The sequence below is a fragment of the Rosistilla carotiformis genome (assembly GCF_007753095.1).
Taxonomy (GTDB): Bacteria; Planctomycetota; Planctomycetia; order Pirellulales; family Pirellulaceae; genus Rosistilla; species Rosistilla carotiformis.
Genome location: NZ_CP036348.1, coordinates 6,452,168 through 6,477,416 on the forward strand (window position 1 = coordinate 6,452,168; position 25,249 = coordinate 6,477,416).

14 protein-coding genes are annotated in these 25,249 nt (G+C 58.3%); 10 read left to right on the forward strand and 4 right to left on the reverse strand.

All coding sequences use genetic code 11. The features are described from left to right. Positions 1-5 precede the first annotated feature (5 nt). A complete protein-coding gene (locus Poly24_RS23485) occupies positions 6-2,561 on the reverse strand; it encodes a PAS domain-containing hybrid sensor histidine kinase/response regulator (protein WP_197452124.1) in 2,556 nt (851 codons plus the stop codon). A gap of 464 nt (positions 2,562-3,025) precedes the next feature. Here Poly24_RS23485 and Poly24_RS23490 point away from each other — a divergent pair, with 464 nt between their 5' ends. The 6 genes from Poly24_RS23490 to Poly24_RS23515 all read left to right on the forward strand — a co-directional run bounded on the left by Poly24_RS23490 (position 3,026) and on the right by Poly24_RS23515 (position 12,052). After that, complete coding sequence (locus Poly24_RS23490; protein WP_197452125.1) at positions 3,026-5,086, forward strand: TolC family protein; 2,061 nt, start codon at positions 3,026-3,028, stop codon at positions 5,084-5,086. Continuing rightward, on the forward strand, positions 5,083-7,011 hold the full coding sequence (locus Poly24_RS23495; RefSeq protein ID WP_145101446.1) for a preprotein translocase subunit SecA: 1,929 nt from the start codon (positions 5,083-5,085) through the stop codon (positions 7,009-7,011). Before Poly24_RS23490 ends, Poly24_RS23495 begins: the two co-directional genes overlap by 4 nt. Beyond that, a complete protein-coding gene (locus tag Poly24_RS23500; RefSeq protein ID WP_145101448.1) occupies positions 7,008-7,916 on the forward strand; it encodes an efflux RND transporter periplasmic adaptor subunit in 909 nt (302 codons plus the stop codon). Before Poly24_RS23495 ends, Poly24_RS23500 begins: the two co-directional genes overlap by 4 nt. 23 nt (positions 7,917-7,939) lie before the next feature. Next, positions 7,940-9,379 (forward strand): efflux RND transporter periplasmic adaptor subunit, encoded by a 1,440-nt coding sequence (locus Poly24_RS23505; protein ID WP_145101450.1) that lies wholly within the window; start codon positions 7,940-7,942, stop codon positions 9,377-9,379. Positions 9,380-9,383: 4 nt separating this feature from the next. Continuing rightward, positions 9,384-11,555, forward strand: coding sequence for an HlyD family efflux transporter periplasmic adaptor subunit (locus Poly24_RS23510; RefSeq protein WP_145101452.1), 2,172 nt, complete (start codon positions 9,384-9,386; stop codon positions 11,553-11,555). Between the two features lie 224 nt (positions 11,556-11,779). Continuing rightward, positions 11,780-12,052 carry a hypothetical protein gene (locus Poly24_RS23515; RefSeq protein ID WP_145101454.1) on the forward strand — a complete coding sequence of 91 codons (273 nt, stop codon included), beginning with the start codon at positions 11,780-11,782 and terminating at the stop codon, positions 12,050-12,052. A 130-nt stretch (positions 12,053-12,182) separates the two neighbouring features. Here the strand turns inward: Poly24_RS23515 and Poly24_RS23520 are convergent, their stop codons facing one another. Then, positions 12,183-15,707, reverse strand: a complete 3,525-nt coding sequence (locus Poly24_RS23520; RefSeq protein WP_145101455.1) for a hypothetical protein — start codon at positions 15,705-15,707, stop codon at positions 12,183-12,185. A gap of 281 nt (positions 15,708-15,988) precedes the next feature. Between Poly24_RS23520 and Poly24_RS23525 the strand changes: the two genes are divergently transcribed. Then, positions 15,989-18,547 carry a c-type cytochrome gene (locus Poly24_RS23525; protein ID WP_231753312.1) on the forward strand — a complete coding sequence of 853 codons (2,559 nt, stop codon included), beginning with the start codon at positions 15,989-15,991 and terminating at the stop codon, positions 18,545-18,547. 157 nt (positions 18,548-18,704) lie between these two features. Continuing rightward, the gene (locus tag Poly24_RS23530; RefSeq protein ID WP_231753313.1) at positions 18,705-19,829 is read left to right on the forward strand and encodes an ATP-binding protein; all 1,125 of its coding nucleotides are present in this window, start codon (positions 18,705-18,707) and stop codon (positions 19,827-19,829) included. A gap of 578 nt (positions 19,830-20,407) precedes the next feature. Here Poly24_RS23530 and Poly24_RS23535 read toward each other — a convergent pair. Both Poly24_RS23535 and aroB read right to left on the reverse strand, forming a co-directional pair. Continuing rightward, positions 20,408-21,232 (reverse strand): inositol monophosphatase family protein, encoded by an 825-nt coding sequence (locus Poly24_RS23535; RefSeq protein ID WP_145101457.1) that lies wholly within the window; start codon positions 21,230-21,232, stop codon positions 20,408-20,410. Positions 21,233-21,244: 12 nt separating this feature from the next. Next, on the reverse strand, positions 21,245-22,351 hold the full coding sequence (gene aroB / locus Poly24_RS23540) for a 3-dehydroquinate synthase (RefSeq protein ID WP_145101459.1): 1,107 nt from the start codon (positions 22,349-22,351) through the stop codon (positions 21,245-21,247). Between the two features lie 57 nt (positions 22,352-22,408). On the opposite strand from aroB, the gene Poly24_RS23545 reads away from it, so the two are divergent. Together Poly24_RS23545 and Poly24_RS27545 are read left to right on the forward strand one after the other, a co-directional pair. After that, positions 22,409-23,020, forward strand: a complete 612-nt coding sequence (locus tag Poly24_RS23545) for a hypothetical protein (protein WP_145101461.1) — start codon at positions 22,409-22,411, stop codon at positions 23,018-23,020. Positions 23,021-23,153: 133 nt separating this feature from the next. Then, positions 23,154-25,196 (forward strand): prenyltransferase/squalene oxidase repeat-containing protein, encoded by a 2,043-nt coding sequence (locus tag Poly24_RS27545; RefSeq protein ID WP_231753314.1) that lies wholly within the window; start codon positions 23,154-23,156, stop codon positions 25,194-25,196. Positions 25,197-25,249 lie beyond the last annotated feature (53 nt).

Consider the following 25,249-nt stretch of genomic DNA (forward strand, 5'->3'; position numbering starts at 1 on the left):
TTAGCTCACACGGCTGGAGCGGCTAATTTCGGCGAATTGGGTCGCTCAACCGATCGGGCAATCTGTTGAATTTCTTCGATGCTGGCAAGCAACTGGGCTTCGTCCCCTTGCTTGGCAGCATCTTCCAATTGACGCGATGGTTCGGTGAATTGCGGGAATCCAACCGTACCTCCGGTCCCTTTCAAAGCGTGAGCATTCCGCGCAACGGCCTCGTAATCGCCCGATTGGAACGCCTGCTGCAATTCTTCGACGCAGCGATCCAGACCGTCGACAAATTGCGCGACGACCTGTTGGAATTCGGGCAGGTCCATCGGCAGACTGGATCGGATTCGAGCCTCGGGTCGGTCCTTGGTCGAGGATACAACCGCGATCGGTTGCGTCGTCCTGCTGGTACTCTGCTTCAGATCGCCAACGCCGTGCAATTCTCGCAACAGCTTGATCAATTCGTCGATGTTCACCGGCTTCGCGAGGAATGCGGTACAACCGACATCGAAACACCGCCGGCGATCCTCTTCCAACGCGTTGCCGGTCAGCGCCACAATCGGTGTCGCGATGCCTCGTTTGCGCAGCTCCGTCGTCGCACTGTAGCCATCCATGACCGGCATCTGCATGTCCATCAAGATTATGTCGTACCGGTTTTCGGCGGCCTTATCGATCGCGACCTGACCGTTTTCAGCCGTATCCACGGTCAACCCTGCCTTATCGCAGACCAAACGTAGCAATTGGACATTGGCCGGTGTGTCATCGACGATTAGGATCTTGCCAGGACGGACGCTAGCGATTCCCTGTTCGGCCGCAGCACGTTGGCGGCTGCGTAGCACCTTTGCCGCTTCTTCGCCCGAAACCATGCGGACGCCTTCGAGCAAACCGACATCAATCAATACGCTAAAGACACTTCCCTCGCCAGGCTCGCTAACCACCGTGATTGCGCCCCCCATCGCTTCGGCAAATTTCTTGCTGATCGAGAGTCCCAGGCCGGTGCCGCCGAACCGTCGCGTGACGGAACTGTCCGCTTGAACAAACGGGCTGAAAATCCGTTGCAGCTGTTCGTCGTTCATTCCAATCCCGGTATCGATGACGTCGAAACGCATCTGCGGTCCGTGTGCTCCGTCGATCACAACAAAGCTAACGCGGACACCTCCGGATTCGGTGAATTTGACTGCGTTGCCGACCAAGTTGATCAAAATCTGCCGCAGCCGGGTCGGATCGGTTTGGATAGTTTCGGGAATCTCGCCAGCGGCGGAGGAAGATAATTGGATGCCTTGATCGTTCGCCTTCCCCGTCAACACGGTCACGACTTCATTGACGATTTGGAACGGCGAGCATTCGCGAATTTCCAACTGCACCCCAGCCGATTCGATCTTCGACAGGTCCAACACATCGTTGATCAGTTCGACCAAGTGATTGCCGCTGGAATAGATCGTGTCGAGGTATTCCAATTGCCGATCGGGATCCTGTTCCAACCCACGACGCAGGACGTCGGTGAAACCGACGATGGCGTTCATCGGCGTACGGATCTCGTGACTCATGTTTGCCAAAAATTGGCTTTTCGTTTCGTTCGCCAATTCCGCAGCGTCTTTGGCAATCGCCAATTCGCGTTTGTGATCTTCCAATGTCGTGATGTCTTTGAACGTCACCATCACGCCTTGACAGGTCCCTTCGCTGGTCTGGATCGGCGTGCTGTTGACACTGAACATGCAGTGTTTGCCTTCGACCTCGATCCCCAACAGACGGTTGGACAGCGGTGCGCCACGTCGCAACGTCTCGGTCCAAGGCAGCGCGTCGTCCTCCTCCGCGATCCAATTCAGGTCCGAAGCACTTTGTCCTAACAACTGGCGTTGCGACATTTTCAGATCGGCCTGGATCACTGGATTGGCCAATAACACGCGGTACTCAAGATCTAATAAGACCAGCCCTACGCCGAGGTTATCCAATACATCGCGGACGTGAGTGGGAACGGCTCCCGAGGCATCCAATTGCTTTAGGATCATCCCCAAAAACATGTAGAACTGAATAAAGCAGGCGGGTGCGACAAGGATCAGAACAAGTTTCCAAGGCTCGATTCCCAAAAACGGCTTATAGGGTTCGAAAGCGATTTCTAATTCGGCCCATTTGTCGGACCTTTGATAAACAGGCAACACCATCTGACGATCTGTCGATAGCACCTGACCGCCACGGCGTTCTAATAGACGCGCGTTCCAGTTCTTCGCATGCTTCCCTGCTTCGACGTGCAGCGAACCGTTGGGTTTTCGCAACCCAATCGAAATGATGTCGGGTTGGCGTCGCACGATCCCTTCCAACAACGCCTTCAATCCTTCGCGGTTCCCCGACGAGATCAAGGTCGTCGCACTCATCGCCAGCGCTTCAGTAAACGTGGCTCGGCCTTCCATGGTCGCGACGTAGGGGTTTGGAAAAACCTGCAGCGTTAGCGTGCCGACAAAACTGACGACAACCATGGCCACCAACGCAGCGACGATTCGAACGCGTGTCGGCAAACGTCCTGCAAGCCAACGAAACGGTCGCAGCAGCGTGTTAACGGTGGTCTTTATTGTGCTGAACATAAGCATTTACTGCGGGAATCAATTCCGGTCTAAAGCTCGAACCCGCCATCCTGGACCGCGCGAGCATGGGAAACGGTACGTCACAGCGATGCGCGACGCGGCGATTTGCGTATTTTCCCTCTCCCTGCAAGCTGCGAAACGAACAAAAGAATCGACCGCAGCGACTTTAACGGTTAATCAGACCTACACGATTTTTCGGAGAATCGGACGTGGATCTGGCTTGCTCTACCCTCTCTAGGCAATCCGGTTGTCCGGGATGCTCAGATTGATCCGATGTTGAGTGAACCGAACGTGAACCGACATCGGCCTCACTCACAGGCGTTTCCGTGCAGCAGTTTCCACTCATACGATCGATAAAGACGATCCGCCGACATTGCCTCTTGGCAATGTTGACCGCTGCGCCCCTGTCGTTGGCGACCTCGAACGAGCCATCTCCGCAACGTCTGCCCCGCCCGCAGCTTGACATGGCTCAAACTCCCGAGACTCCCAAACGTTTGCCCACGCCAGCGTTTAGCACTCCGTCCCGCGAATTACCGCAGGTGATCGGTGAAACGCCCGAGCCGGCAAACCTTCCGCGAACGACAGGTGGGATACGAGAAACTCCCCCGCTGCCAATGGTTCCGTCGATCGATTCGCCGCCTCGTACCGATTCACCAAAACGCTTGCCCGCGCTCGGCGCATCGCCAGCCCCCACGCGTCTGCCACAGCCAACGCCACAGCCGCGGGCGGACTTGACGATCAAAGAAACCGAGACGCAAGCCCCGTCGCCAATCGCCTATCCCTCGACTTATCCATCAACAGGCATGGCGTTGGACTTTGCAACCCCGCCGATCCCCGCAGTCGCGACGCCGACGCTGACGATCGCAGATCACAACGCGTTGCCAGCGCGGTTGGAACCCATGTGGTGGAACGCTCAAGTCCAGCAATCTATCGGGATCGGGCCCGCGACGCTGCCGATTTCGATCGACGCTTTAGTGCAATCCGCACTGATCAACTCGGTGCAGATTCAATCGCTACTGACCGAACCGAAAATTCGACGCGCGACAATCGGTGTCGAACAAGCACAGTTCGACTGGCACAGCTTTATTGAATCGCAGTTCGATGACAAAAGCGATCCGATCGGAAGCATCTTGACGACCGGATCGGTCGACGGTCGCTTTGAAGACCAAACGTGGGCCGCAGCAGCGGGTCTACGCCAAAACAATCGGTTGGGTGGAAAGCTGGAAGTTGCTCAAAACGGTGGCAGCCAACGCAACAATTCGCAATTCTTGATCCCCAACCCGCAGGGAACGACACGGCTGGAATTGAATTACACCCAGCCCTTGCTCAACGGCGCCGGTCGGTTTGTCAATGAGAGCCGGATCGTGCTGGCCCAGCTCGATTTTGGAGCGACCGATGATCGCACGCAGGCACGAATCCAAGACCAATTGATCGATGTCACCAACGCGTACTGGGAACTGTACCTCAGCCGCAGCCAGTTGCTGCAACGTCGCAAGCTGCTCGAAAGTGCGCGGCAAATCTACCAAACCCTGCAAGCCCGCGAAGGCGTTGACGTACTGCAACGCCAGATTCTGCGAGCCCAAGTCGCGGTCACCGGTCGCGAAGCCGAAGTGATTCGCGCGCAGACGGAGATCCGAAATTCCCAAGCCCGGCTGCGCCGTTTGATCAACGATCCTGAACTGGTTGCTGCGATGGCACTGGAATGGACACCACAAGACCAACCGCTAGATTTCCGTATCGACATCTCTGCGACCGCGTCGGCGCAGATCGCACTCGCCTCGCGACCTGAAATTTCCGAAGCAATGCAGCGGGTCAAAGCCCTTTCGGTGCAAGCCGATGTCGCTCGCAATGATATCCTGCCGCGATTGGACCTGTTGGTGCGAACCTATGTCGCGGGCCTGGAAGAAAACGCCGACACCCTGGGATCGTGGAACCGTCAATTTACCGATGGCCGGCCAAGCTATGGCGTGGGCATGTTGTATGAGTTTCCGATTGGCAACCGCGCTGCGAAAGGACGCCTGCAACGCAGTCGTCTGGAGCTGAGCCGAGAGATTCACGATTTTGAATCGACGGTTGAACAGACGTTATTGGAAGTCGACATCGCGGTCCGCGAAACCCAGACCGCCTATCGCGAGATGGCCAGCAAACAACGCGCGGTCTACGCCGCGGCGGCCGAAGTCCAGTATCTCGATGAACGCTGGCGGACGTTGCCAACCCAACAGGACTCCGCGATCTTGTTGTTGGAAAATCTACTCGACGCCCAGCAGCGATTGGGGACCGAGGAATCGGCCTTTGCCACCGCTCAAGTGACCTACGCGCTCTCATGGATTTCGTTGCGCCGGGCGATGGGAACGCTGTTGTCAATGGACAAGGAACCGATCGGGGAAAGGCCCCCCGCCATCGCTCCAACGCCCGAATTGCTGGAAGCCGCTCCGACCGAACCGGTTCCGCCACCGCAACGCTTGCCAGCAACCGCCAGCCGATATGAAGGTCGCACGGACCAACATGAGGGCGTGCCCCGATGACGTTGCTGCGCCACCACCTGCAAGCGCCCGCTGCGCTCCGCAACCTCCCCAGCCAGGTCGCCGCGATTCGCGATGCCCAGCGGGCGATCCGTGGATGCGACCCACAAACCTTGAGGGCTCACACAAGCCAATTGCGCACCTTTGTTCAACAGGGGGCGACGGTTGCCAGCCCCAAAGTGCTGGCGTTGGGCGGTGCGATCGTTTGCGAAGCGGTCGACCAAGTTCTTGGGAAATCGTTGTACGACGTGCAATTGATCGCCGGGATCATCCTGGCCCATGGCGCGGTTGCCGAGATGCAGACCGGCGAAGGAAAGACGCTATCGGGAGTGATGCCGGCGGTTTTGCACGCCCTACCGGGACGAGGCGTACATGTCGCAACCCCCAACAGCTACTTGGCGCAACGAGACTTTGAGACCCTGCAACCTGTGATCGAGCACCTGGGCCTGACGGCCGGCTGTCTCGGCGACGATGCCGAACATGGCGAACGTGCCGACGCCTACCAGTGCGACATCACCTACGCTCCCGGATACGCTTTCGGTTTTGATTACCTTCGCGATCAATTGGCGTTGCGATCGGCCGCGGGCAGTCGACTGGGAGACCAATTGCGTCAACGCTTGCGGGGTGCCGCGGGGGAGACGCGACTACTGCAACGCGAGCGTCGCTGCGCGATTCTCGATGAAATCGATCACGTGCTCATCGACGATGCAATCAGTCCGCTGATCCTCAGCGCTGCCGGAGATCGCGAGGCCCCCGACGCCGCGATCCACCGCGCCGCCAAACAAATCGCCGCGACGCTCGTCCCGGCGACACACTTCACGATCCCCGAAGATCGCGGCGGGCTGGAATTGCGGCCGGCAGGGATCGACGCGATCTATCGCGAATCGACGCTGGCCAACGATCCACGGCTACGCCGCGCGTGGCATGAATACGTTCACCTTGCGATTCGTGCCACCCATCAATTTCAACGCGATGTGCATTACATTGTGTCCGCAGGCAAGATTCGCATTATCGACACCTCCACCGGTCGGATCTTCGACGATCGAACCTGGAACGATGGCCAGCATCAGGCGATCGAAGCCAAAGAGGGACTGCGGATCACAAGCGAACAGACGGCATTGGCGCGGATCACGCGGCAACGTTTCTTCGGAATGTACGAGGTGCTCTGCGGTATGACCGGCACGGCCACGGGCTGCGCCGACGAACTGCAAGAGTTTTATCGGCTGTCGGTCGTCCCCGTTCCGTTGCGCGTGCCCAGTCGCCGACAAACGTTGCCAACGATCCGTTGCCGCACTGCAGAGGAGAAACGGCAGCGGATCGCCGACGAAGCCCGGCAATGCCAACAGCGGTTGCAACCGGTGTTGATCGGCACGCATTCGATCGCCGACAGCCAACAACTGGCGGAACGGTTTGAACAGCAAGGGCTTCGGTTCGCGCTACTCAACGGAAAACAAGACGCGGACGAAGCTGAACTGATCGCCGCCGCCGGCCGCGCCGGCGCCATTACGATCGCGACCAATCTGGCCGGACGCGGGACGGACATACACCTCGATCCCGAGGCCGCCGCCGCGGGAGGTCTCCACGTGATCGTTTCCCAACATCACGCGATCGATCGCGTCGATCGCCAGTTGGTTGGACGGGCGGCGCGTCAAGGCGATCCCGGCAGCGTCCGCTTCTACTGCGCCCCCGACGATCCGATCTTCCGGCAAGCTCCTTGGATCGCGCGGTGGCTGGAACGTCGACTGGCCCCGCCGCGCGACGACACTCCGCGGAGCGATTCGCGCTTGGCCCAGATGATCGCCAAACAACAATCGATCAATCAACGCAAACAAGCCTGCCAACGTCGCGAATTATTTCAGCGAGATCTGGCAACCCAGAAATTGATCGTCACACCGCGTACCCGAAATGCTCAAGGTATCGAAAAATGAAAGCCTTCACCCAACCCGCCTCATCGCGGTTCGCCGCGTTGATTCTCATAGCGATCACGGCAAACCAATCCGCGGGTCAGGAAACGGAATCGGCAATTGAGGCCTTTATCGAACCGTACAAGACGATCCAGATTCCGGCTACCGAAATCGGAACCTTGGTCAGCATCGACGTCCAAGAAGGGGATCAGGTTCGGCGGGGACAGACCTTGGCCCAAGTCGATGATCGCATCTTACAAGCGTCCCTCGCGGCGGCCCGCGTTGCGAGAGATGCCAAAGGAAACCTGCGCGCGGCACAGGCCGAACGCGATGTGAAGCGTCGCCAGTTGGCCAGCCTGGAAGAACTGCGGACTCGCGGCAACGCGACACAACGTGAAATCGATCGAGCGTTGGCGGATTTCGAAGCGTCCGAGGCGCGTCTGCTGGCGGTCAACGAAGACCTGGAAATTCGTCGCTTTGAATACGATCGCATCCTAGCGCAACTGGAAAAACGAGTCCTGCAATCGCCCATCGACGGAGTGGTGGCCAGCATCAACAAGGATGTCGGGGAATTTGTTGCCCCCACCGATCCCATCGTGATGACGATCGTCCAATTGAACATCATGCAATCGGTTTTCTCGCTGCCCATCTCCGTCGCCGACAAAATTGTGCCTGGGAAAACAATTCGCTTGACCGTTGGGATCGATGACCAACCCGTTCAAGGCGTGATCGAATCGGTTGCCCCTACCGCGGATGCGAAAAGTGGAACGGTGCGCGTGAAGATTCGGATCGACAATCCAAACGGCCGCGTTTTCAGTGGCAGCACGTGTCGTTGGGAACTGGATGCCAATCTAAGGGAAGCGGTTGCCCGCGTCCCCAGTCGTAAGATGTTCATGGCCGAAGCTGGCCGTCAAGCCAAGGGTCGTTAACGCCGCAGGAACCTCACCCACGCATGTCTTTGCCCGTCGACAGCCGACCGAATCAACCGAAACAAGGCAACGCGCCGATGGCCAACTCCGCTGCGCCGTCGGCGGCGGGGGAAGCGCACGCGTTGGCTGCTGCTTTGGAGCTGTTGATTCAATTGGAAGCGGTCGACGAACTCCCCGTGGCGGCCTCTGTCGCCAGCGACGTGATCGGTGAATTCTGTGGAGCCCAACGCGTTGTCGTTGGTTGGTGTCAAGGCAACAGTTCCGTCTGCCAAGTCATCGCCGATACCGATGCCGCGGTCCATGACGCGGCGCAAACATCATATCGCAAGTTGCAATTTGCACTCGACGAACTGATCGTCCGAGGACATGTCACGGAACTTGAACTCGCCACGCCTCAGGCTCAACCCGCGGCAGCCCTGGCTCTGCGACAGTTCGCAATTGCCTCGCATGCGACACGGTTGATCGGTGCCCCGTTAGTCGATGTCGACGGCCGCCGCTGCGGCGCGTGGTTGTTTGTCGACCCCGCGGAACGCGTTGAATCGCTGCGTGCAGCACATCTGATCGATTCGTTGTCGCGACCGCTGGGGGCGCGATTGGCGACAATCCAGCGTCACCAACCGGGCCGAATTGATCGCGCGATCGCCACGGTTCGCGAAACGTTTGCGAACAGCCGCAGCTCTGTCGCGATCGCCGGATCGATGCTACTGATCTTCGGGATGTTGTTTCCCGTTCACTACAACGTTCGCTGCGATTGTGCGTTGCAGCCGGTCTCACGGCGATTGGTCGCGGCCCCGTTCGACGGCTCGTTGGAGAAGTCGTTTGTCGACCCGGGCGATCTCGTCGACGAAAACACGCTACTGGCGCGGATCAGCGCCCGCGAATTGAACTGGGAACTTGCCGGGCTGAAGGCGGAACTGAATCGATCCAACAAAGAGCGGCAGGTCTCGCTAGCCAAGCAGGACTACGCCGCATCGCAAATTGCGCAACTGGATTCCCAGCAGGTCAACCATCGATTGCAATTGATCGAAAGCCGTATCGAACATCTCGATATCCGCAGTCCGTTCAAAGGGGTGGTGATTGCGGGGGACATCAAGCAAGTCGAGGGCGCGCCGCTGGAGACCGGGCAAACGTTGTTCGAGATCGCACCGGTTGGTGCCATGATTGTCGAATTGATGATCCCCGAATCCGACTTTGCCTACGTGCGACCGCAGATGCCCGTGCAATTGCGACTGCACGCCTTTCCGACGCAGCGGATCGAAGGGCGGGTGGAACATATCCATCCCAAAGCCGAAGTGATCGAAAACGAAAACGTGTTCGTCGCCAAGATTCGAATCGAGGATGCACACGCGATCTATCGTCCCGGCATGCATGGACGGGCGAAGATTCAATCCGATCGTCGGCCTCTGGCTTGGGTGCTGTTCCACAAACCATGGTCCTCGTTGATGATGTGGTTAGGGTGGTAGCAGCATGTCGACGATGATCGATCGCTTGACGGACGACGTCAGCCAATGGAAACCGCGGATAGCCTCCGAATTGGTTTTCTGGCCCGACCGCGTTGGCGGCGCCACCCGGTACCGGATCGAGGTCCCCGCGCGGCACAAATTCTTTTCGGTAGGATATGAAGAATATGTCTTCATCTCGCTGCTCGACGGCAACACCACCGTCGCGCAAGCTTGCGGCCGCGCCGCTCAGACACTAGGCCGCGAGGCGCTGACCCAACGGCAGGCCGACTCGATCACGCACTGGCTGCTGCAACAGCGGCTGGCACGGATCGACGGCGCTCCGCGTGCTTCGTCCACGGCTTCAGGCCCAGCGGACCAGGAATCCGACAAAGGGCTGCTGCGACGGTTCAATCCGTTCTGGATCAAGCTGCCATTGCCGCACGCCGAGCATTGGATCACCACGGCATCGGCATGTTTGAAACCGGCGTTTTCGCCGCCCGCCGTGCTGGCCGCTTGTCTGATCTCATGGATTGCGGTGGCAAGTATCGCGATGCAATGGGATCGATTTATCGCATCGTCAGCGGCCATCTTCAGTCCCAGCACTTGGATTGCCACCTTCACGACTTGGATCCTGTTGAAGTTCATTCACGAACTGGGACACGCCGCCGCGGCCCGACGCTACGGATGCGAAACAACGCAGGTCGGGATTGTCCTGGTGCTGCTGGCACCCTTGGCGTACGTGGACGTAACGACCAGCTGGCGTTTGCGCTCGCGATGGCAACGGATCTCGATCGCCGCAGCGGGGATGTACTTGGAATGGACGCTCGCGGCAACCGCGGCGATTGCATGGAGCTGGATCGATTCGCCCGTCGCCAGTTTTCATCTGTTCAACATCATCGTGGCAGCCAGCCTTTCGACCGTCCTCTTTAACGCCAATCCGCTGATGCGATTCGATGGCTACTACATCCTGACCGACCTGTTGGAATTGCCGAACCTAGCCGCTGAAGGATCGATGGCGGTTCGCGATTTGGCCAGCCGGTTGTTTTTTGCACGCGGAGTCGGCCGCGATCGGCACTTTGGATGGCGGCGATCGGTAGTGATTGGATATGGCCTGGCAGCGATGGTTTGGCGGATATTGATTTGCATCACCCTCGCAACGGCGGCGGCATTTATGTTCCGCGGTGCGGGGATCGTTCTGGTTGGCTTCGCTATTTTTGCCTGGGTGATACGCCCCACCGCGCGGATGCTTCAAACGCTGAATCGACGACGCCAGCAAGATCCCGCCGCGTGCGTTCGCGGCGTGCTGGTTGGCGGCTCTTTGGCGGTGCTAGCTGGGGCTGGGATCTTCTATCTGCCGATCAATACAGCCATCGTCGCGCCGGCGGTGGTCGATCAAGGAGAGGATGTGCTGGTCCGCAGTGCGACCGATGGCTTCATCATTGCGATCGAGGTGGTCGACGGCCAATCGGTCCAAGCCGGCGACGTCTTGATCCGGCTGCAGAACGAAGACCTACACCAACAGCAAGTGGAATTGCAGGCGGAAATCGGACAGTCGGATATCCGCAAGCGGAGCGCCACCGAGAAACAAGATGTCGCTGCGGCACAGATGGAACAGCAGACCCGACAAGCACTCGACGAACGCAGCCGCCAGTTGCAAACGCAGATCGATGGCCTGACCCTTCGCGCACATCGCGGGGGGACCATCGTCGCGCGCGATCTTGCCGATCGGCTGCAGCAATACGTCGCCGAGGGAACCGAACTGCTGACAATCGCGGAACCCCGTGACCGCCGTGTACTCGCGTCGATTGCCCAACAAGATATCCGTCAGGTTGCGATGCAGGTGGGGCAACCGGTGGAAATCCGGACTGCGGCGCGCGATCGAGCCAGCGGCCGGTTAGTTCACATCCATCCACTGGCATCTAGCGAGCTTCCTCACGCCGCACTGGCCAGCATCCATAACGGCCCCTTGCCGGTTCGGACCGACCAAGACACCCAGACCAAGCGCGGATACCGGCTATTGGCACCACGATTCGAAGCGGTCGTCGATATCGATCCCACACAGATCGATCGACTGCCCGTTGGACAAACCGTCAAAGTTCGTATCGGTCACCAAACGTTGACGATCTATCAGCGTCTGGAGGCTTGGCTCCGTCAGCTGCTGGAGACCCATCGCACCGCGGCACGCAACGAGACTTAGAAACTCCATCCAATCCACAACCGCCCTGTCCCTTCCTGAACAGATCAATAGCAATCGCAATTCATACACGACGCACGTTCGTACACGCCCTTCCGGAACCTTCATCACCCCATTGGGTGCGAATTGTATTGCGCTTCAAAAAGCCTAAAATCTGCCAGTGGGTTGGGGCGCTGGAAATCCTGGGGTTCGTACGACCATCGCGTCCTTATTCGTGTGGAATTCGCATGCCTCAAGTCAAAGAAGTCCCTCGCTGGTGCCGCCGCTGTCGAGAGGTGGTGCCCCATGAGTTCTATGAAAACATCTCGCGAGGCACGGTGATCGCTTTGTCGGTCGCGTCACTTGGTGTGGCATACCCCTTCTTAAACCGTTATCACATGAAATCGCAGAACCGCTGCCTGTTCTGCAACGCTGAGAACAACGGACCGTACTTCAGTCGCCAACGCAAGCGACAACGCCAACAATCCAATACGTCGACACAGATGTTGCGACTGCAATAGTCGCAATCGACGTTCTACCAACCCACCGCGCAACGGCGGTAGCGAGCGGCGAACCCTACCACAAATAGAAACCGCGTGGTGGGAGCCGCTGCATCGCAGCAGCAGCTCCCCACCGTTAACGGGTTAACGATCACGCCAATTCCGCTGCGGGGCGACTTGGTCGCGCATCGACGGGCGACATCGGATCGGCCCCTAAGGTTCCGACCAAATCCGCTAAATACTGCGGACTCGATACGATCTGAAGCTGTTGCTGCGCGTGCGCATAACGGGCGTCCAGATCGATCTCCGATTGCACCAAAGCAAGCGTCTCGCGCTGCGAATCGATGTAGTCCAAATGCCGCTGCCAAAGCGCGATGTCACGCTTCTGTTTGGCCTGCAAACGCGCCTGATACCAATCGCTCGCTAACAGATAGTCTTTGGTAAACATCTCCCGCACCACGGGGCTGTTGGCATCGTGGCCATGCCAAGCCCCGGTTGCCATGATCGACAGGATCGCTTGAATCGGTGGGCTCGCCAGCTGCCAAGTACCATCGTCGAAGTACCGCTGTGCCACTTTTTGCTGGGCATCGGCGATGTGCCGGACCCCTTCGGCAAACGCATCGGGATCCTGCAGTTCCGGTCGTAGAATCTCTTTGGAAAAGACCTTCCCAGGATTGTCAAAGACGCGTCCAAAATATTTGACAACGAATCGCTGCGTGATCCGATACCCGAGCCGGCTGGCCGGAACAAATTCCCCTTTGCTATCCACGTAATCAGCGATCGGTTCCAACAGCGATTGCTCGATCATCTGCCGAGGGTCGCGTTCCTTGGGCCCCAGTCGGCACCAGATCTCGGGGATCAACAGACTAATGTCGTGGCCGACTTCGAACCGCGGCCCGATGTGCCCCGCTGGCGTGCTGAAGCCGCTCAGGCCGGTCAGAATCATCGAGACCAAGACATCGTTCAGATCGACCGTCGGGGGCAGATTATTGAACGGCCCCTTGGTCAACGCGCCTTCGCTTCCCGCACCGGTCGTGCTGGGACTCTTGCCCGTCAAACTGCAGATGTAGTCCATGAACAGTTCGGGCAATTCCTGGTAGTGCAACGGCGAATAGACCGCCAATTGCTTGATCCCTTGTTCCGGATCAGGCGGATTGTTGCGGCGTCCGCTGAGCACCGCGGCGACCGGCATGTGGACCGGTTGATCCATCGGAAGCGCCCGATGTAACCGCATCCCACGGTGGGCAACATAAGTATCCAACGGGGTTGTCAGATCCAACCGATCTTGCAAGTAGCGAGGATTCTTTGACGGTTTACCATCGATCATTCGCGGATGCGCTGAACTGACGACATAACTGGCATCGTGTTCCCCCGCATCGATCAACATTTCCCGCATCGGATCGGTGAATTCGCTCAACTCGATCGTACTCGAAAGCATCTCGAGTATCGCATGGTGGTCCTTGGGCTCATAATTACACAAGAAGTTCCCTGGACGCGACATATCCAATTCGGTCTGATGATCGAGCCCGCGATGGACCGCATCGTCGGGTCGTTGGAACAAGCGGAATTCGCAGTTCTCGACAAATTTGTAGCTGTCTGCCGGAGCAACGGCAGGGCCAACATCGCCAACATAGCGTCCCGGAATCACAACGCTTGCGGTGATGTCATCTTCCATCTGAACCTTCGCCGCGGCGATGAAGTCCTGACGCAGCTTGAAGGTCCGCCACTGGTCGCCGTCGAGTCCCACTTTCAGATACGTACCGACCAAATTACGACGGCCATGCTTCAATTGATGGCCCAGTTCGCCATTGACGATATCGACGCTGAAGTGCTCCCGCCAATTCCCTTCCCATTCCGGCTTCGAGAAGCGTTTGATGATAAACGCCATCGCGTAGATGTGATTCGGAATCGATGCCAACCAAGCGTTGTAGTCGTCGTTGTAATCGGGGGAAGGCGTGAGCAGTTTGATCATGCTGCCGAGCGAACGATCCGGATCGAGTACCTTTCGCGTGGGCAGGTTGGTGTAACTGGGTTTCTGTTTGTAATCGGGATGCCAACGGCCGCTGTAGTCGCGTTGGAACAATTCGTCCAACGTCGCAAAATCCCGCTCCAAATCCATTACAAAAATCGGCCCGTACAGCATGTAATCGCGCAGACTCTTGCTGATCTCGCTCTTGCCGCCACCGCTGACCGTGCAGGGCTTGTGACACACTAAGCCTTCGCCCGCCGTACCAACAAGTCGCCACGACGGGGCCGCTGGGTGCTTATCCAGTCGAATTTTGTAACCGCTGGGCGCGATGTAAATGTTTTCAGGCAACAGCGGAATCCGTCGCTCTTCTCCCTCGTGCTGCCATTTGACGCACTGTTCCAACAGCGTCACCTTGGCATTCTCCGGGATATAAATCACCTCCGGATACAACCGATCGACACCATAGCCCTCGGGCTGGACATCGATGAATTCACTGTAGTCGCGAGCGAGATCTTCGAAAGTGCGATTGTTGTAACGACGACTATCGACCTGGAATTCGTCTCCCAACGAATAACTGGCAAACGCCATCGCCCCGCCCGCGTGTTCCTCTTCGACTCCGCCTAACAGGTTCGCGGAATAACTGATCTGCGACTTGACTTCTTTCTTGCAGTAGCCGTAGTAGTTGTCGGCGATCAGCGTCACGACGACCCCTTCGTCGGTCCGGCAGACCGCTTTGAAAGGCGACCCGTCGTTGTAGCATTCGCTCTCGTCTTCCCAACACATCCGATCAGCGATCTGCAGCGGCGTCGCTTCGCTGATATGCGGCAGCCCCAATTCCTTTTTCGTCAACCGTTCCAGATGGGGTGCCAAGATCACGCAGCCCGTGTGGCCGGTCCAGTGTTCGACATCTAAGCCAGCATCGTTTTCGGGAACCAATGCGTCGCCGGCGTTACCGAAGATCGACTCTACAAAATCGAGGTTACTGACCAAAGCGCCCGGAGCGTAGAACCGCACCTCCATCCGCTTCTCGGTGCAGCAACCGGGAACCGCAGGGCATACTAACGGACGCAACAATAGACTGACAAAACAACGCGCCGGAGAATCGCTGTCGGCCGTGTAAGGCAGACTCATCAAGTCGTCCGGTGGAGACATCGCCGCCTGAAACAACTTTGCAAAGACCGCTTTGGGTACGGTCCGCTTGCTGCCAGCGATCGCGGGGCCCCCTTCGACGATGTGGAAGGTCCCCGCGGTGGTGCGGCGATCGAAGCGCGGATTATGCAAGACGCCGTTGTGAACGCGATAACTTTCGACGAAGGCGTTCTGGAAACGATCGCCGCGGGCGGGCAAGCTCAGCTCCCGCGCCACGCCATGGCGGTCAAGAACCAACGAACTCGATGGCAATCGCAGCGGACGCTCAAGCTTCAAGTCGGCGAAATGATTTGCCAAAAAGGTTTCGATCCGACGATCGACAGGGGCTCGGTAATCGGCCAATAAACGATTTTTCTCGCGCAAGTTTTGCAAGAAGCCAACGGAATATTGAGCCAAGGCGTGGTCGGTCGAATCGTCTTCGGGGGGCTGCAATCCGGCAGCGGCCAACTGCAGCGCGATGTAGCTGTGAAGCTTGGCGCGTTCGGCCGTATCTGTGGCAATCGCACGATCCCAACCGAGAGATCGTTGGATAGGTTCCGAGCTATTTGGCGAAGGCATTCGTAAATCCTGGGCAAAACAATGTGGAAAAGACAGGGCTGTTACACGACGAGCCCGCACGGGACAACTACCGTTGTCACACCAATGGTGTGGCAGATCGCCTGTGAATGAACCGGTCGAGATTATAGGGGAATCAATCGATTCTTTCGCCTCCACAAACGCTTCGGCTGGCGATCAACCAAAATCTGGGTAAAATCGCCCTACGGCCCCAGGCCGCATCGGCGGCTAAAGCGACACACTCCCTGTCGCGTTGCCGCCCCACCTTCCCTTAACGTCCCACGATGAACAAGAAAATGTCATTAACGAAAGCAAAACTCCCAATCGGCCCGCTTCTGCTCGGGCTATGTATCGCACTTACGACGAGCCTTCCCGCTGCCGAGGAAAAGGCGTCGGCAGCGAAAAAGGGGGGAGTCGGTGTGACTCCAGCCGAATCGTTCAACGTCCCTGAAGGCTTTGAAGTCGAACTGCTGTACCAAGTCCCCTCCGACAGCGAAGGCTCTTGGGTCTGCCTGACGACCGACCCGAAAGGACGCCTGCTGGCCAGCGATCAATACGGCAGTCTCTATCGCATCACCGTGAAGGATGATGGCGCTGTCGATGTGGCGCGTCTGGAAGGGGAATTCGGCATGGCCCACGGCATGCTCTCCGCCTTTGGCAGCCTGTACATCAACGTCAACGGACAGCCTGGCAACGCGAAGCAGAAGGAAGTCAAAAGCGGCATCTATCGCTTGACCGATACCACCGGCGACGATCAGTACGATAAGGTCGAACACCTGATCGAATTGCACGGTCGTGGCGAACACGGTCCGCACGCACTGGTCCTTTCTCCCGATGGCAAACAAATTTATGTTGCCGGCGGCAACACGACCGATCTGCCAGCCGAAGTTCCCCACAGCCGCGTCCCTCGCCATTGGTCGGAGGATCATCTGTTGGGAAGCATGCCCGACGCCCGCGGCCACAATGCGGGACGCTTGGCTCCCGGCGGTTGGGTCGCACGGATCAATCCCGACGGCAGCGACTTTGAAATCATCGCCACCGGTTTCCGCAATGAATACGACATCGCCTTTAACCCCGCCGGCGAACTGTTCACCTACGATGCCGACATGGAATGGGACGTCGGTACCCCTTGGTACCGTCCGACCCGCGTGAACCATGTGGTCAGTGGCGCCGAGTTCGGTTGGCGCAATGGCGCTGGCAAGTGGCCAGCTTATTACCCCGACAGCCTCGGCGCTGTCGTCGACATCGGCCCCGGTTCGCCGACCGGAATCGCGTTTGGTACCGGTGCCAAGTTCCCAGCGAAGTACCAGAAGGCATTGTTCATCTGTGACTGGAGCTTCGGAAATATCTTTGCGGTCCACATGGACGAATCGGGTTCCAGCTACAACGGATCATTTGAAACCTTCGCAACCGCGGCGCCGTTGCCAGTGACCGATCTGGTCGTCCGACCTCAAGATGGCCTACTGTACTTCACGATCGGTGGCCGACGAACTCAGTCGGCACTCTACCGCATCCGCTACACCGGCCCCGAATCGACGGCTCCTGTCGAGGCATCAGCCGATCAAAAGTCGCAGGCGCTGCGTCAACTGCGGCACAAGCTGGAATCGTTCCACGGTTCGGCTAATCCCGAGGCAGTCGCTGCGGCGATTGCGGAACTCGGTAAAGCCGATCGCAACATCCGCTTTGCCGCTCGCATCGCCTTGGAACACCAACCTGTCGACCAATGGCGCAGCAAAGTCCTGGCGTTGACCGATCCTCAAGCGTTGATCCACGGCGTGATCGCTCTAGCCCGTTGCGGCGAAGCTTCCGATGCCTCCGCGGCGATCGAAGCCCTGACGTCGATCAAGTGGGACGCTCTGAGCGATTCGCAGCGGATCGATTTGCTGCGAGCCTACGGACTGACCTTCATTCGCTTGGGTAAGCCAAACGACGCACAACGTGCAACGATTCTGGCCCAGCTGGATCCTCATCTGCCCGGCAAAAACGTCGACGTCAACCGCGAACTGGCTCAGGTTCTGATCGCACTGGACGCCGACAAGATCGCCGCTCGCGTCGTCGATCTGATGATCAACGCGCCGACGCAAGAAGATCAAATGCGATACGCGTTCGCGCTACGCGGACACGAAGCGACCTGGGACGCCGATTCGCAAAAAGCCTACTTCGGCTGGTTCCAGGACGCTGCTGCCGCCCGCGGCGGCATGTCGTTCGGCGGCTTCCTGACGAACATCCGTGATGCGGCAATCGCCAAGCTCTCGGATGAAAAGAAAGCCGAATTGGGCGACCTGCTGAAGACTCCAGAGGCTCGCGATCCGTTGGCCGACCTGGAACCGCGCGACGTCGTCAAGGAATGGAAGGTCGAGGACCTGACCGCCGACAGCGAAGCCACGAAGCAAGCGTATGACTTTGAACGCGGCAAGAAGATGTTCGCCGTCGGTCAGTGCTACAAGTGCCATCGAATGAGCGGCCAGGGAGGGATCTTGGGTCCCGATCTGACGGGTGCCGGCGGACGCTTCAGCAACAAGGATCTGTTGGTTTCGATCATCGAACCGGACAAAGTCATCAGCGACCAATACGGTGCAACGCAGTTCCTGACGCTGGACGGCAAAGTCATCGTCGGCAAAGTCATTAACCTGTCGGGCGACCGCATGATGGTCCTGACCAACATGATGAACCCCGCCGATCAGACGACGATCATCCGCGACGACATCGATACGATGGGTGAAGCGACGACGTCGATGATGCCCGCTGGATTGTTGAACACGATGACCGCTGAAGAGATCCGCGACCTGTTGGCGTATCTGAAGGCGGGAGGCAATCCGTCGCACGAGATCTACGCCAAGTAGATCGATCGAGGCACTGCGGCATGTGATGCCGCCGATACAATGGGCTGAGCCGGAATGATCAGCGAATCATTTCGGCTTGGAAGTCGCATGTCGCGCGAAGCCCTCGCGGCACCGTGGCGGCAACGATTTGTCAGGTCGAAGAACTTGGAGTTTCGTGATGGCAAAAAAAGCAGCCCAACCGAAGAAGAAAACGAACAACGACGACCGGATGCTGCGGCGTCCGGCCGAAGATTTGTTTGCCGAAGAGATCGATGCGCTGATCAAAAACGATCAGCATCCATGCCCCAACGGCTGGCGAATGTCCGCCCGCAGCGTGCTCACCTACATCTGCGGCGGCAAAGCGGGCAACACGCCGATCACTCCCAAATACGTCGGCAACCGACGCCTTGTCGAGATCGCGATCTCGACGCTGGTCACCGATCGGGCGCTGCTGTTGATCGGCGAACCGGGAACCGCGAAAAGCTGGCTCAGCGAACATCTGGCCGCGGCGATCAACGGCGATTCAACGAAAGTTGTCCAAGGGACCGCGGGGACAACGGAAGAACAGATCCGCTACACCTGGAACTACGCGATGCTGATCGCTCACGGTCCCAGCCCCGAAGCATTGATCAAGAGTCCCGTCTTTCGCGCGATGGAGTCGGGGCAACTTGCCCGTTTCGAAGAGATCACGCGATGCGCGTCGGAAGTCCAAGACGCGATGATCTCGCTGCTGTCGGAAAAGCGGATCAGCGTTCCCGAACTGGCGACCGAAGTCGCTGCCGAAAAAGGGTTCTCGGTGATCGCGACGGCCAACACCCGCGACCGCGGCGTCAACGACATGTCGGCAGCTCTGAAACGCCGCTTCAATCTCGTCGTCCTGCCCAGTCCATCGGATCTGGAAACGGAGATCGACATCGTCACCGGCCGCGTTGCCCAACTGGCATCGAACCTCGACTTGCAAGCGGAACTACCGACGCCCGATGCCGTCGAAAAGGTCTGCACCATCTTCCGCGAACTGCGATCGGGCGAAACGCTCGACGGCAAGAACAAACTCAAAAGCCCCTCCGGCGTCCTCTCCACCGCCGAAGCGATCTCCTTGCTGTGCAACAGCATGGCCCTCGCGGGCAGCTTCGGAAACGGCAGCGTCACCGCCGAAGATATCGCAGCGGGCCTGCAGGGCTCGGTCGTCAAAGACGACGACAAAGATCACTTGGTCTGGTCGGAATACCTGAAGAACGTGATGAAGAAACGTGGCTCCCAGTGGCGACCACTCTTCGACGCCTGCTCCGACCATAATTCTTGATCGTCGGAATCGCTCCGCTAGGCTCGTGAACCTGGCTTGGACCGCAGGATGCCAAATCGCCAGGGTGCCACTGGCCCTGCCAGTGCTGCCCCCCCCTAGCAAATGCATGACCAAGCCAAGTATCCAATGCCGACGACCTACGTCGCAACACCCTAAAGCACGACGTTGCATCCGAGGGCGAAGGGATTCTCAACTGGACAACGTCCCGATCCTACGGAACTCAAACCTTCGATCAAGAAGACACTGGCAGAGCCAGTGGCACACGAACAACGACTCTGCTCGATTCTAAAATGCCGGGTGGCACTGGCTCTGCCAGTGCTGATTTGCCAAAGCCCCAGTGAATGCAGCACCAAGTAATCTCAACAATGCCGAAGGCCTGGACTACAGCATCCCAGAGCACGACGTTGCAATCGGAGACGAAGGGAGGACGGTATTGGATAACGTCCCAATCAAGTCACACTCAAACCTTCGATCAGCAGTGCACTGGCAGAGCCAGTGGCACCCGGGCACGACGTAGTTCGTGTGCCACACACTAGCTCCGAATCATTGGAACAATCGAGCCATTGGCACCGCAGTCGTTAAAATCCAGCGGGTTGGTGACGTTGGACGATCTCGGAGAGCTTCGGGTGCAGTTTGCCATTGGTCACGATCACGCCGCCGGCCTGCAGCCCCAGCGGTTCGCCTCGCGATGTTGTTATCGTTCCCCCCGCCTCTTCGACGATCAGCTTCCCGGCGGCGAAGTCCCACGGCGAGAGGAAGTATTCAAAAAAGCCGCCGAACTGCCCCGCTGCGACGCCACACAGGTCGAGCGCCGCGGCGCCCATCCGGCGGATTCCGTGAATCTGATGTTGCGAGAACAGTTCGCCGATCGCATCGAGGGTCGCCTGCATCAACTTGCCGCGATCGTAATGGAACCCGCACGCCAGCATCGCTTGCCCCAGCGACTCTTCGCTCGAAACGCTCAACCGGCGATCGTTGCTCCACGCCCCAGCCCCCGCGATCGCCGTGAACCAATCCTCGCGAATCGGGTTGTAGACGATGCCGACCTGCGGCTGGCCGCGATAACAGTAGGCGATCGAGATCGCAAAATGGGGAATGCTGTGGGCGAAGTTGTTTGTCCCGTCCAAGGGATCGATCACCCACAGATGCTCCGCTTCGATCGCTCCCGAAAGCTCCTCTTCTCCCAACAGCTCGTGATCGGGATACGCCGCTCGTATCACGCTCGCAATCGTCTGTTCCGATTCGAGATCGGCGTCGGAGACGAGGTTGTGTTGGCCTCCGGTTGCGTCGGCTTTACTGCGGATCTGCACGCCGGTTTCGTAATAGCGGCGCAGCACGTCGCCGGCGGCAACCGCGGCCTGGCGTGCGACTTCCATGATCTGCTCTCGATCCAAATCGCTCATCTTCGGTTCACTCTATTTGCTGCAGGCGGTGATCGCTTGGCGGACCAAGTCTTCGGGAACATCGTCGACCAATTCGACATGTCCAATTTTTGTTGGCAAGATAAAACGCAGCTTGCCGTGTTCGGTCTTCTTATCGCTGAACATCGCTCCCAACATCGCATCGGGATCGGCTTCGGACCAAGTGATCGGCAACTGCAGCGAGGTGAACAGTTCGGTCTGCTGTTCACAAAACGCATCGTCGACACGTCTCATGCGGCGTGCAAGATCGGCAGCCATCTGCATCCCGATCGCGATCGCTTCGCCGTGCAGGAAGTGTCCGTATCCGGCGAGCGCTTCGATCGCGTGACCAAACGTATGCCCATAGTTCAACGTCGCGCGGCAGCCTGTCGTTTCGCGTTCGTCGGCCAAAACGACGTCGGCCTTCGCTTGACAACTGGTTCGGATCGCATGCTTCAGCGCCGCGGCATCGCGGGCGTGGATCGCTTCGTGATTCTGTTGCAACCAAGCAAAAAATTCGGCATCGCAGATCACGCCGTACTTTGCCACTTCAGCCAGTCCGCTGATGAACTCCCGCGGAGCCAAAGTCCCCAGCGTCGCGATATCGATCGCAACCAACTGGGGCTGCCAAAACGAGCCGACCATATTTTTGGCGCCGGGCAGATTGATCCCCGTCTTGCCGCCGACGCTACTATCGACCTGAGCCAACAATGTTGTCGGGACTTGGACAAACCGGATCCCACGCATGAAGGTCGCCGCCACCATCCCGGCGAGATCCCCCACAACGCCTCCGCCGACGGCGATGATCGCGCTTTTGCGATCGGTCTTGGCTTCCAGCAGCCCAATCCACAACCGCTGCAGCTGTTCGACACACTTGCTCGGTTCGCCCGACGGGACCGAAATCATGTCGGTCCGATAGCTGGCCTGCAACGCTTGCTGAATTGTCGCGGCCCATGGCTGGGCGACAGCCGCATCGTGAATAATGATCGCATGCGACAGATCGGGCATCCGATCGGCGATCGACGAAACGAGGTCGGCCAACCAATCGCTGCCGATCAGAATCGGGTACGGAGCGTCGGGCAGCGGGACTTCCAAGCGGTCAGGAACGTTTGGCAAAACCATGAAATTCGATCGTTGCTACAGGTTAGGCGAATCAAGCAAGTGCGTTAGGATAGCAGCATGGATCCATCTAAAGAAGCATCGACCGACAGCGAGAACGTTCCCGCCCAGTGGCCTGCGCGGCCGCGACTGGTATCCCCACGAGGCTGCGCCGTGGCAATCTTGGGCCTCGTCTTTGCGAGCGTCATGTCGCTAGCGATCGTTCGCACCCGGAACATGCCCACGGCAAAGACCGCTCCGTTCTGGGGGCCCGAGGCGAGTGCAGCGATCCGCGTGGGCCGACCAGTGGAATTACTGCGTCCGGAGGGTTCGCTGGCAGTGCCGGAACTCGATTTCTACAACGAAGGCTGGATCGACCTGACCGAGCTGCGCGATTTAGGCTACTTTCGACGCGTATTTTTAGCAGACAATAATTTCGATTGGCAAAGCCAGGGGGAGATGAAAATCCCGGTCGCCGATGCGGCGAAATGGCCGTGGGCGTTTGTGAGATTTGGTCAAACCGACGACGAAGCCGCAGCGACGACGATCGCGATCCATCTCGACGAAGGATGGGTCGGATTTCCCGGTGGGGGGCAGGCGGTACGACTGACCGACAGCGTGCTGCCGCGCATCGCCTATCGACTGCGTTTGTTCGCAAAAGTAGCGTCGGAATCGGTAGAATCGGCCAAGTAAACAACTTTTTATTAAGTACGTTTGCCAACTCATCGCGTTTAGCTGGATATACTATTAGGAGCCGCGATTACCTCCTTACACGCTAATCGTGGGCTGCGACAACACCCTCATCTCCCATCCACGAGTTCGATCCATGGACCGCAAAGCGCTCGGGCAACAGCATTTTACCGAACCGATGATGCAATTGTCAGAGTCGCTCAAGGGGACGATTCAAGACCAGGACTGGCAGGAATTCAACCCTGAACCGATCGTCCACTATTACGAATCGATGATCGCCGACAGTTTGCCCGCTTTGATCGAGCAAACGATGAATGACGACGATATCGCCGAATTGGAACCCGACCAAGTGCAATGCTTCGGGATCTTGTTGCTCCGCGACATGTTTCGGCGTTTCCACAAGCGTTTGCGTCCCGACGTTGCCGATGCCGGCTGGGTCGATCCGATGTTTCAAGCGATTGCCGCAAAACACGACCTCCCGTCCGAGGCACTCGTCGATGATGGCAAACCTTACGATGTGAAAGACCCCAATGCGCCATGGGCCGGATCGCTCGGGGCGCTGATGGGCCTGCCGGGCAGCGCCTTGGTGCGTGCCCAAGGTAAAGCGTTGCAAGCGGTGCAAAAGCAGACCGCTGCGGCGAAGCCGGAACCTAAAGCCGCGGCGCCCCTGATGCCAGCCGCTGCGGTAATGGACGATCCAGAAGAAGTCGAATATCGCCGGGGAGGATTCTTCAGCTCCGCTCCCCCTTGGATGGTCAGTAGTCTCGTCCACGGACTGGTCTTGCTGATGCTTGCCTTGGTCACCTTGGATCCGGTGCAAATCGCAAAGAATGTGCTCACCGTCACCCCGACCAACGAAGAGGGGCAAGAGATGGAAGAGTTTTCGCTGGAGCAAATCGAGCCCGATTCGCTCGAGCAAGAAATGCTCGAAGAACCTGTCGTCACGCCGCCGACGACGGTCCAAGCTGTCGAGGCGATCGAAGTCGAATCGCCGGATGCCGTGCTGATGGTCGGAACCGAAATGCCCGACATGATCGACGCGATCGCGCCGATGGAATCGTTGACCCAATCGCTGACCCAGGCGATGAACGCGACCACCGAATTTTCTGCCCGCAGCACCGACATGAAAAAGGAACTGCTGAAGAAATACGGCGGCAGCGAAGCGACCGAAGCGGCTGTCACCAAGGCGCTCGAATGGTTCCAACGGCATCAATTGCCCAATGGGGCGTGGAACCTGCACCACAACATCGCTTGCGGTAACAAATGCGGAAATCCCGGCGATGAAAAAGCCAAAGACAGCTTCAATGGCGCTACCGCCTTGGCGATCCTGCCGTTCCTGGGGGCCGGGCAAACCCACCGCCAAGGCAAATACAAAAGTGTCGTCCAACGCGGTCTGATGTTCCTCGCGGGGAACATGAAGGTCAAAAACCAAGGGGGCCTGATCACAGGCGATTGTCGTGATGGCGCGGGCAACATGTATTCGCACGGGTTGTGTGCGATCGTGCTTTGTGAAGCCTATGCGATGACCAAAGATCCGGCGTTGGCCAAACCCGCGCAAGCGGCTCTTAACTTTATCGCCATGTCGCAGCACAAAACCGGCGGTGGATGGCGTTACGCCCCCGGACAAGAAGGGGACACTTCGGTCGTGGGATGGATGGTGATGGCGCTGAAGAGTGGCCATATGGGGCATTTGGTCATCCCACCCAACACGGTCCGCGGTGCTTCGCTGTTCTTGGATCGTGTCTCCGCCGACGATGGCGTTTACTATGGCTACACATCGCCGGCGAAGAAGCCTTCGACGACTGCGGTAGGACTGCTTTGCCGGATGTATCTGGGCTGGGACAAAGAGAACCCGTCGTTGAAAAAAGGAGTCGATTATCTAGCGAAAATCGGACTCAACAAGAACGATGCCTATCACAACTACTATTCCGCTCAAGTCCTTCGCCAATTCGGCGGCCCCCAGTGGGAAGCGTACAACAAGGACATGAGTAAATGGATCGTCGATACTCAGGAATCGACAGGTCACGCGGCGGGCAGCTGGCACTTCAATAGCGGCCACACCGGCGGCCGGGGTGGACGTTTGGCGATCACTTCGCTGTGCACGATGACCTTAGAAGTCTATTACCGTCACCTGCCGTTGTATGCCGACAAAGCAGCGGAAGACGATTTCCCGCTGTAAAATTCGCAGCCTTCTCCACCGACAAACCGACTTGCGTGGCATCGATTACGCAA

Coding starts and splice junctions, on each gene's coding strand:
- Poly24_RS23535 (WP_145101457.1), bottom strand. CDS start 21,232: ATGAGCGATTTGGATCGAGAGCAGATCATGGAAGTCGCACGCCAGGCC.
- Poly24_RS23505 (WP_145101450.1), top strand. CDS start 7,940: ATGTCTTTGCCCGTCGACAGCCGACCGAATCAACCGAAACAAGGCAAC.
- Poly24_RS23515 (WP_145101454.1), top strand. CDS start 11,780: ATGCCTCAAGTCAAAGAAGTCCCTCGCTGGTGCCGCCGCTGTCGAGAG.
- Poly24_RS23520 (WP_145101455.1), bottom strand. CDS start 15,707: ATGCCTTCGCCAAATAGCTCGGAACCTATCCAACGATCTCTCGGTTGG.
- Poly24_RS23500 (WP_145101448.1), top strand. CDS start 7,008: ATGAAAGCCTTCACCCAACCCGCCTCATCGCGGTTCGCCGCGTTGATT.
- Poly24_RS27545 (WP_231753314.1), top strand. CDS start 23,154: ATGGACCGCAAAGCGCTCGGGCAACAGCATTTTACCGAACCGATGATG.
- Poly24_RS23510 (WP_145101452.1), top strand. CDS start 9,384: ATGTCGACGATGATCGATCGCTTGACGGACGACGTCAGCCAATGGAAA.
- Poly24_RS23495 (WP_145101446.1), top strand. CDS start 5,083: ATGACGTTGCTGCGCCACCACCTGCAAGCGCCCGCTGCGCTCCGCAAC.
- Poly24_RS23530 (WP_231753313.1), top strand. CDS start 18,705: ATGGCAAAAAAAGCAGCCCAACCGAAGAAGAAAACGAACAACGACGAC.
- Poly24_RS23545 (WP_145101461.1), top strand. CDS start 22,409: ATGGATCCATCTAAAGAAGCATCGACCGACAGCGAGAACGTTCCCGCC.
- Poly24_RS23485 (WP_197452124.1), bottom strand. CDS start 2,561: ATGTTCAGCACAATAAAGACCACCGTTAACACGCTGCTGCGACCGTTT.
- aroB (WP_145101459.1), bottom strand. CDS start 22,351: ATGGTTTTGCCAAACGTTCCTGACCGCTTGGAAGTCCCGCTGCCCGAC.
- Poly24_RS23490 (WP_197452125.1), top strand. CDS start 3,026: ATGGCTCAAACTCCCGAGACTCCCAAACGTTTGCCCACGCCAGCGTTT.
- Poly24_RS23525 (WP_231753312.1), top strand. CDS start 15,989: ATGAACAAGAAAATGTCATTAACGAAAGCAAAACTCCCAATCGGCCCG.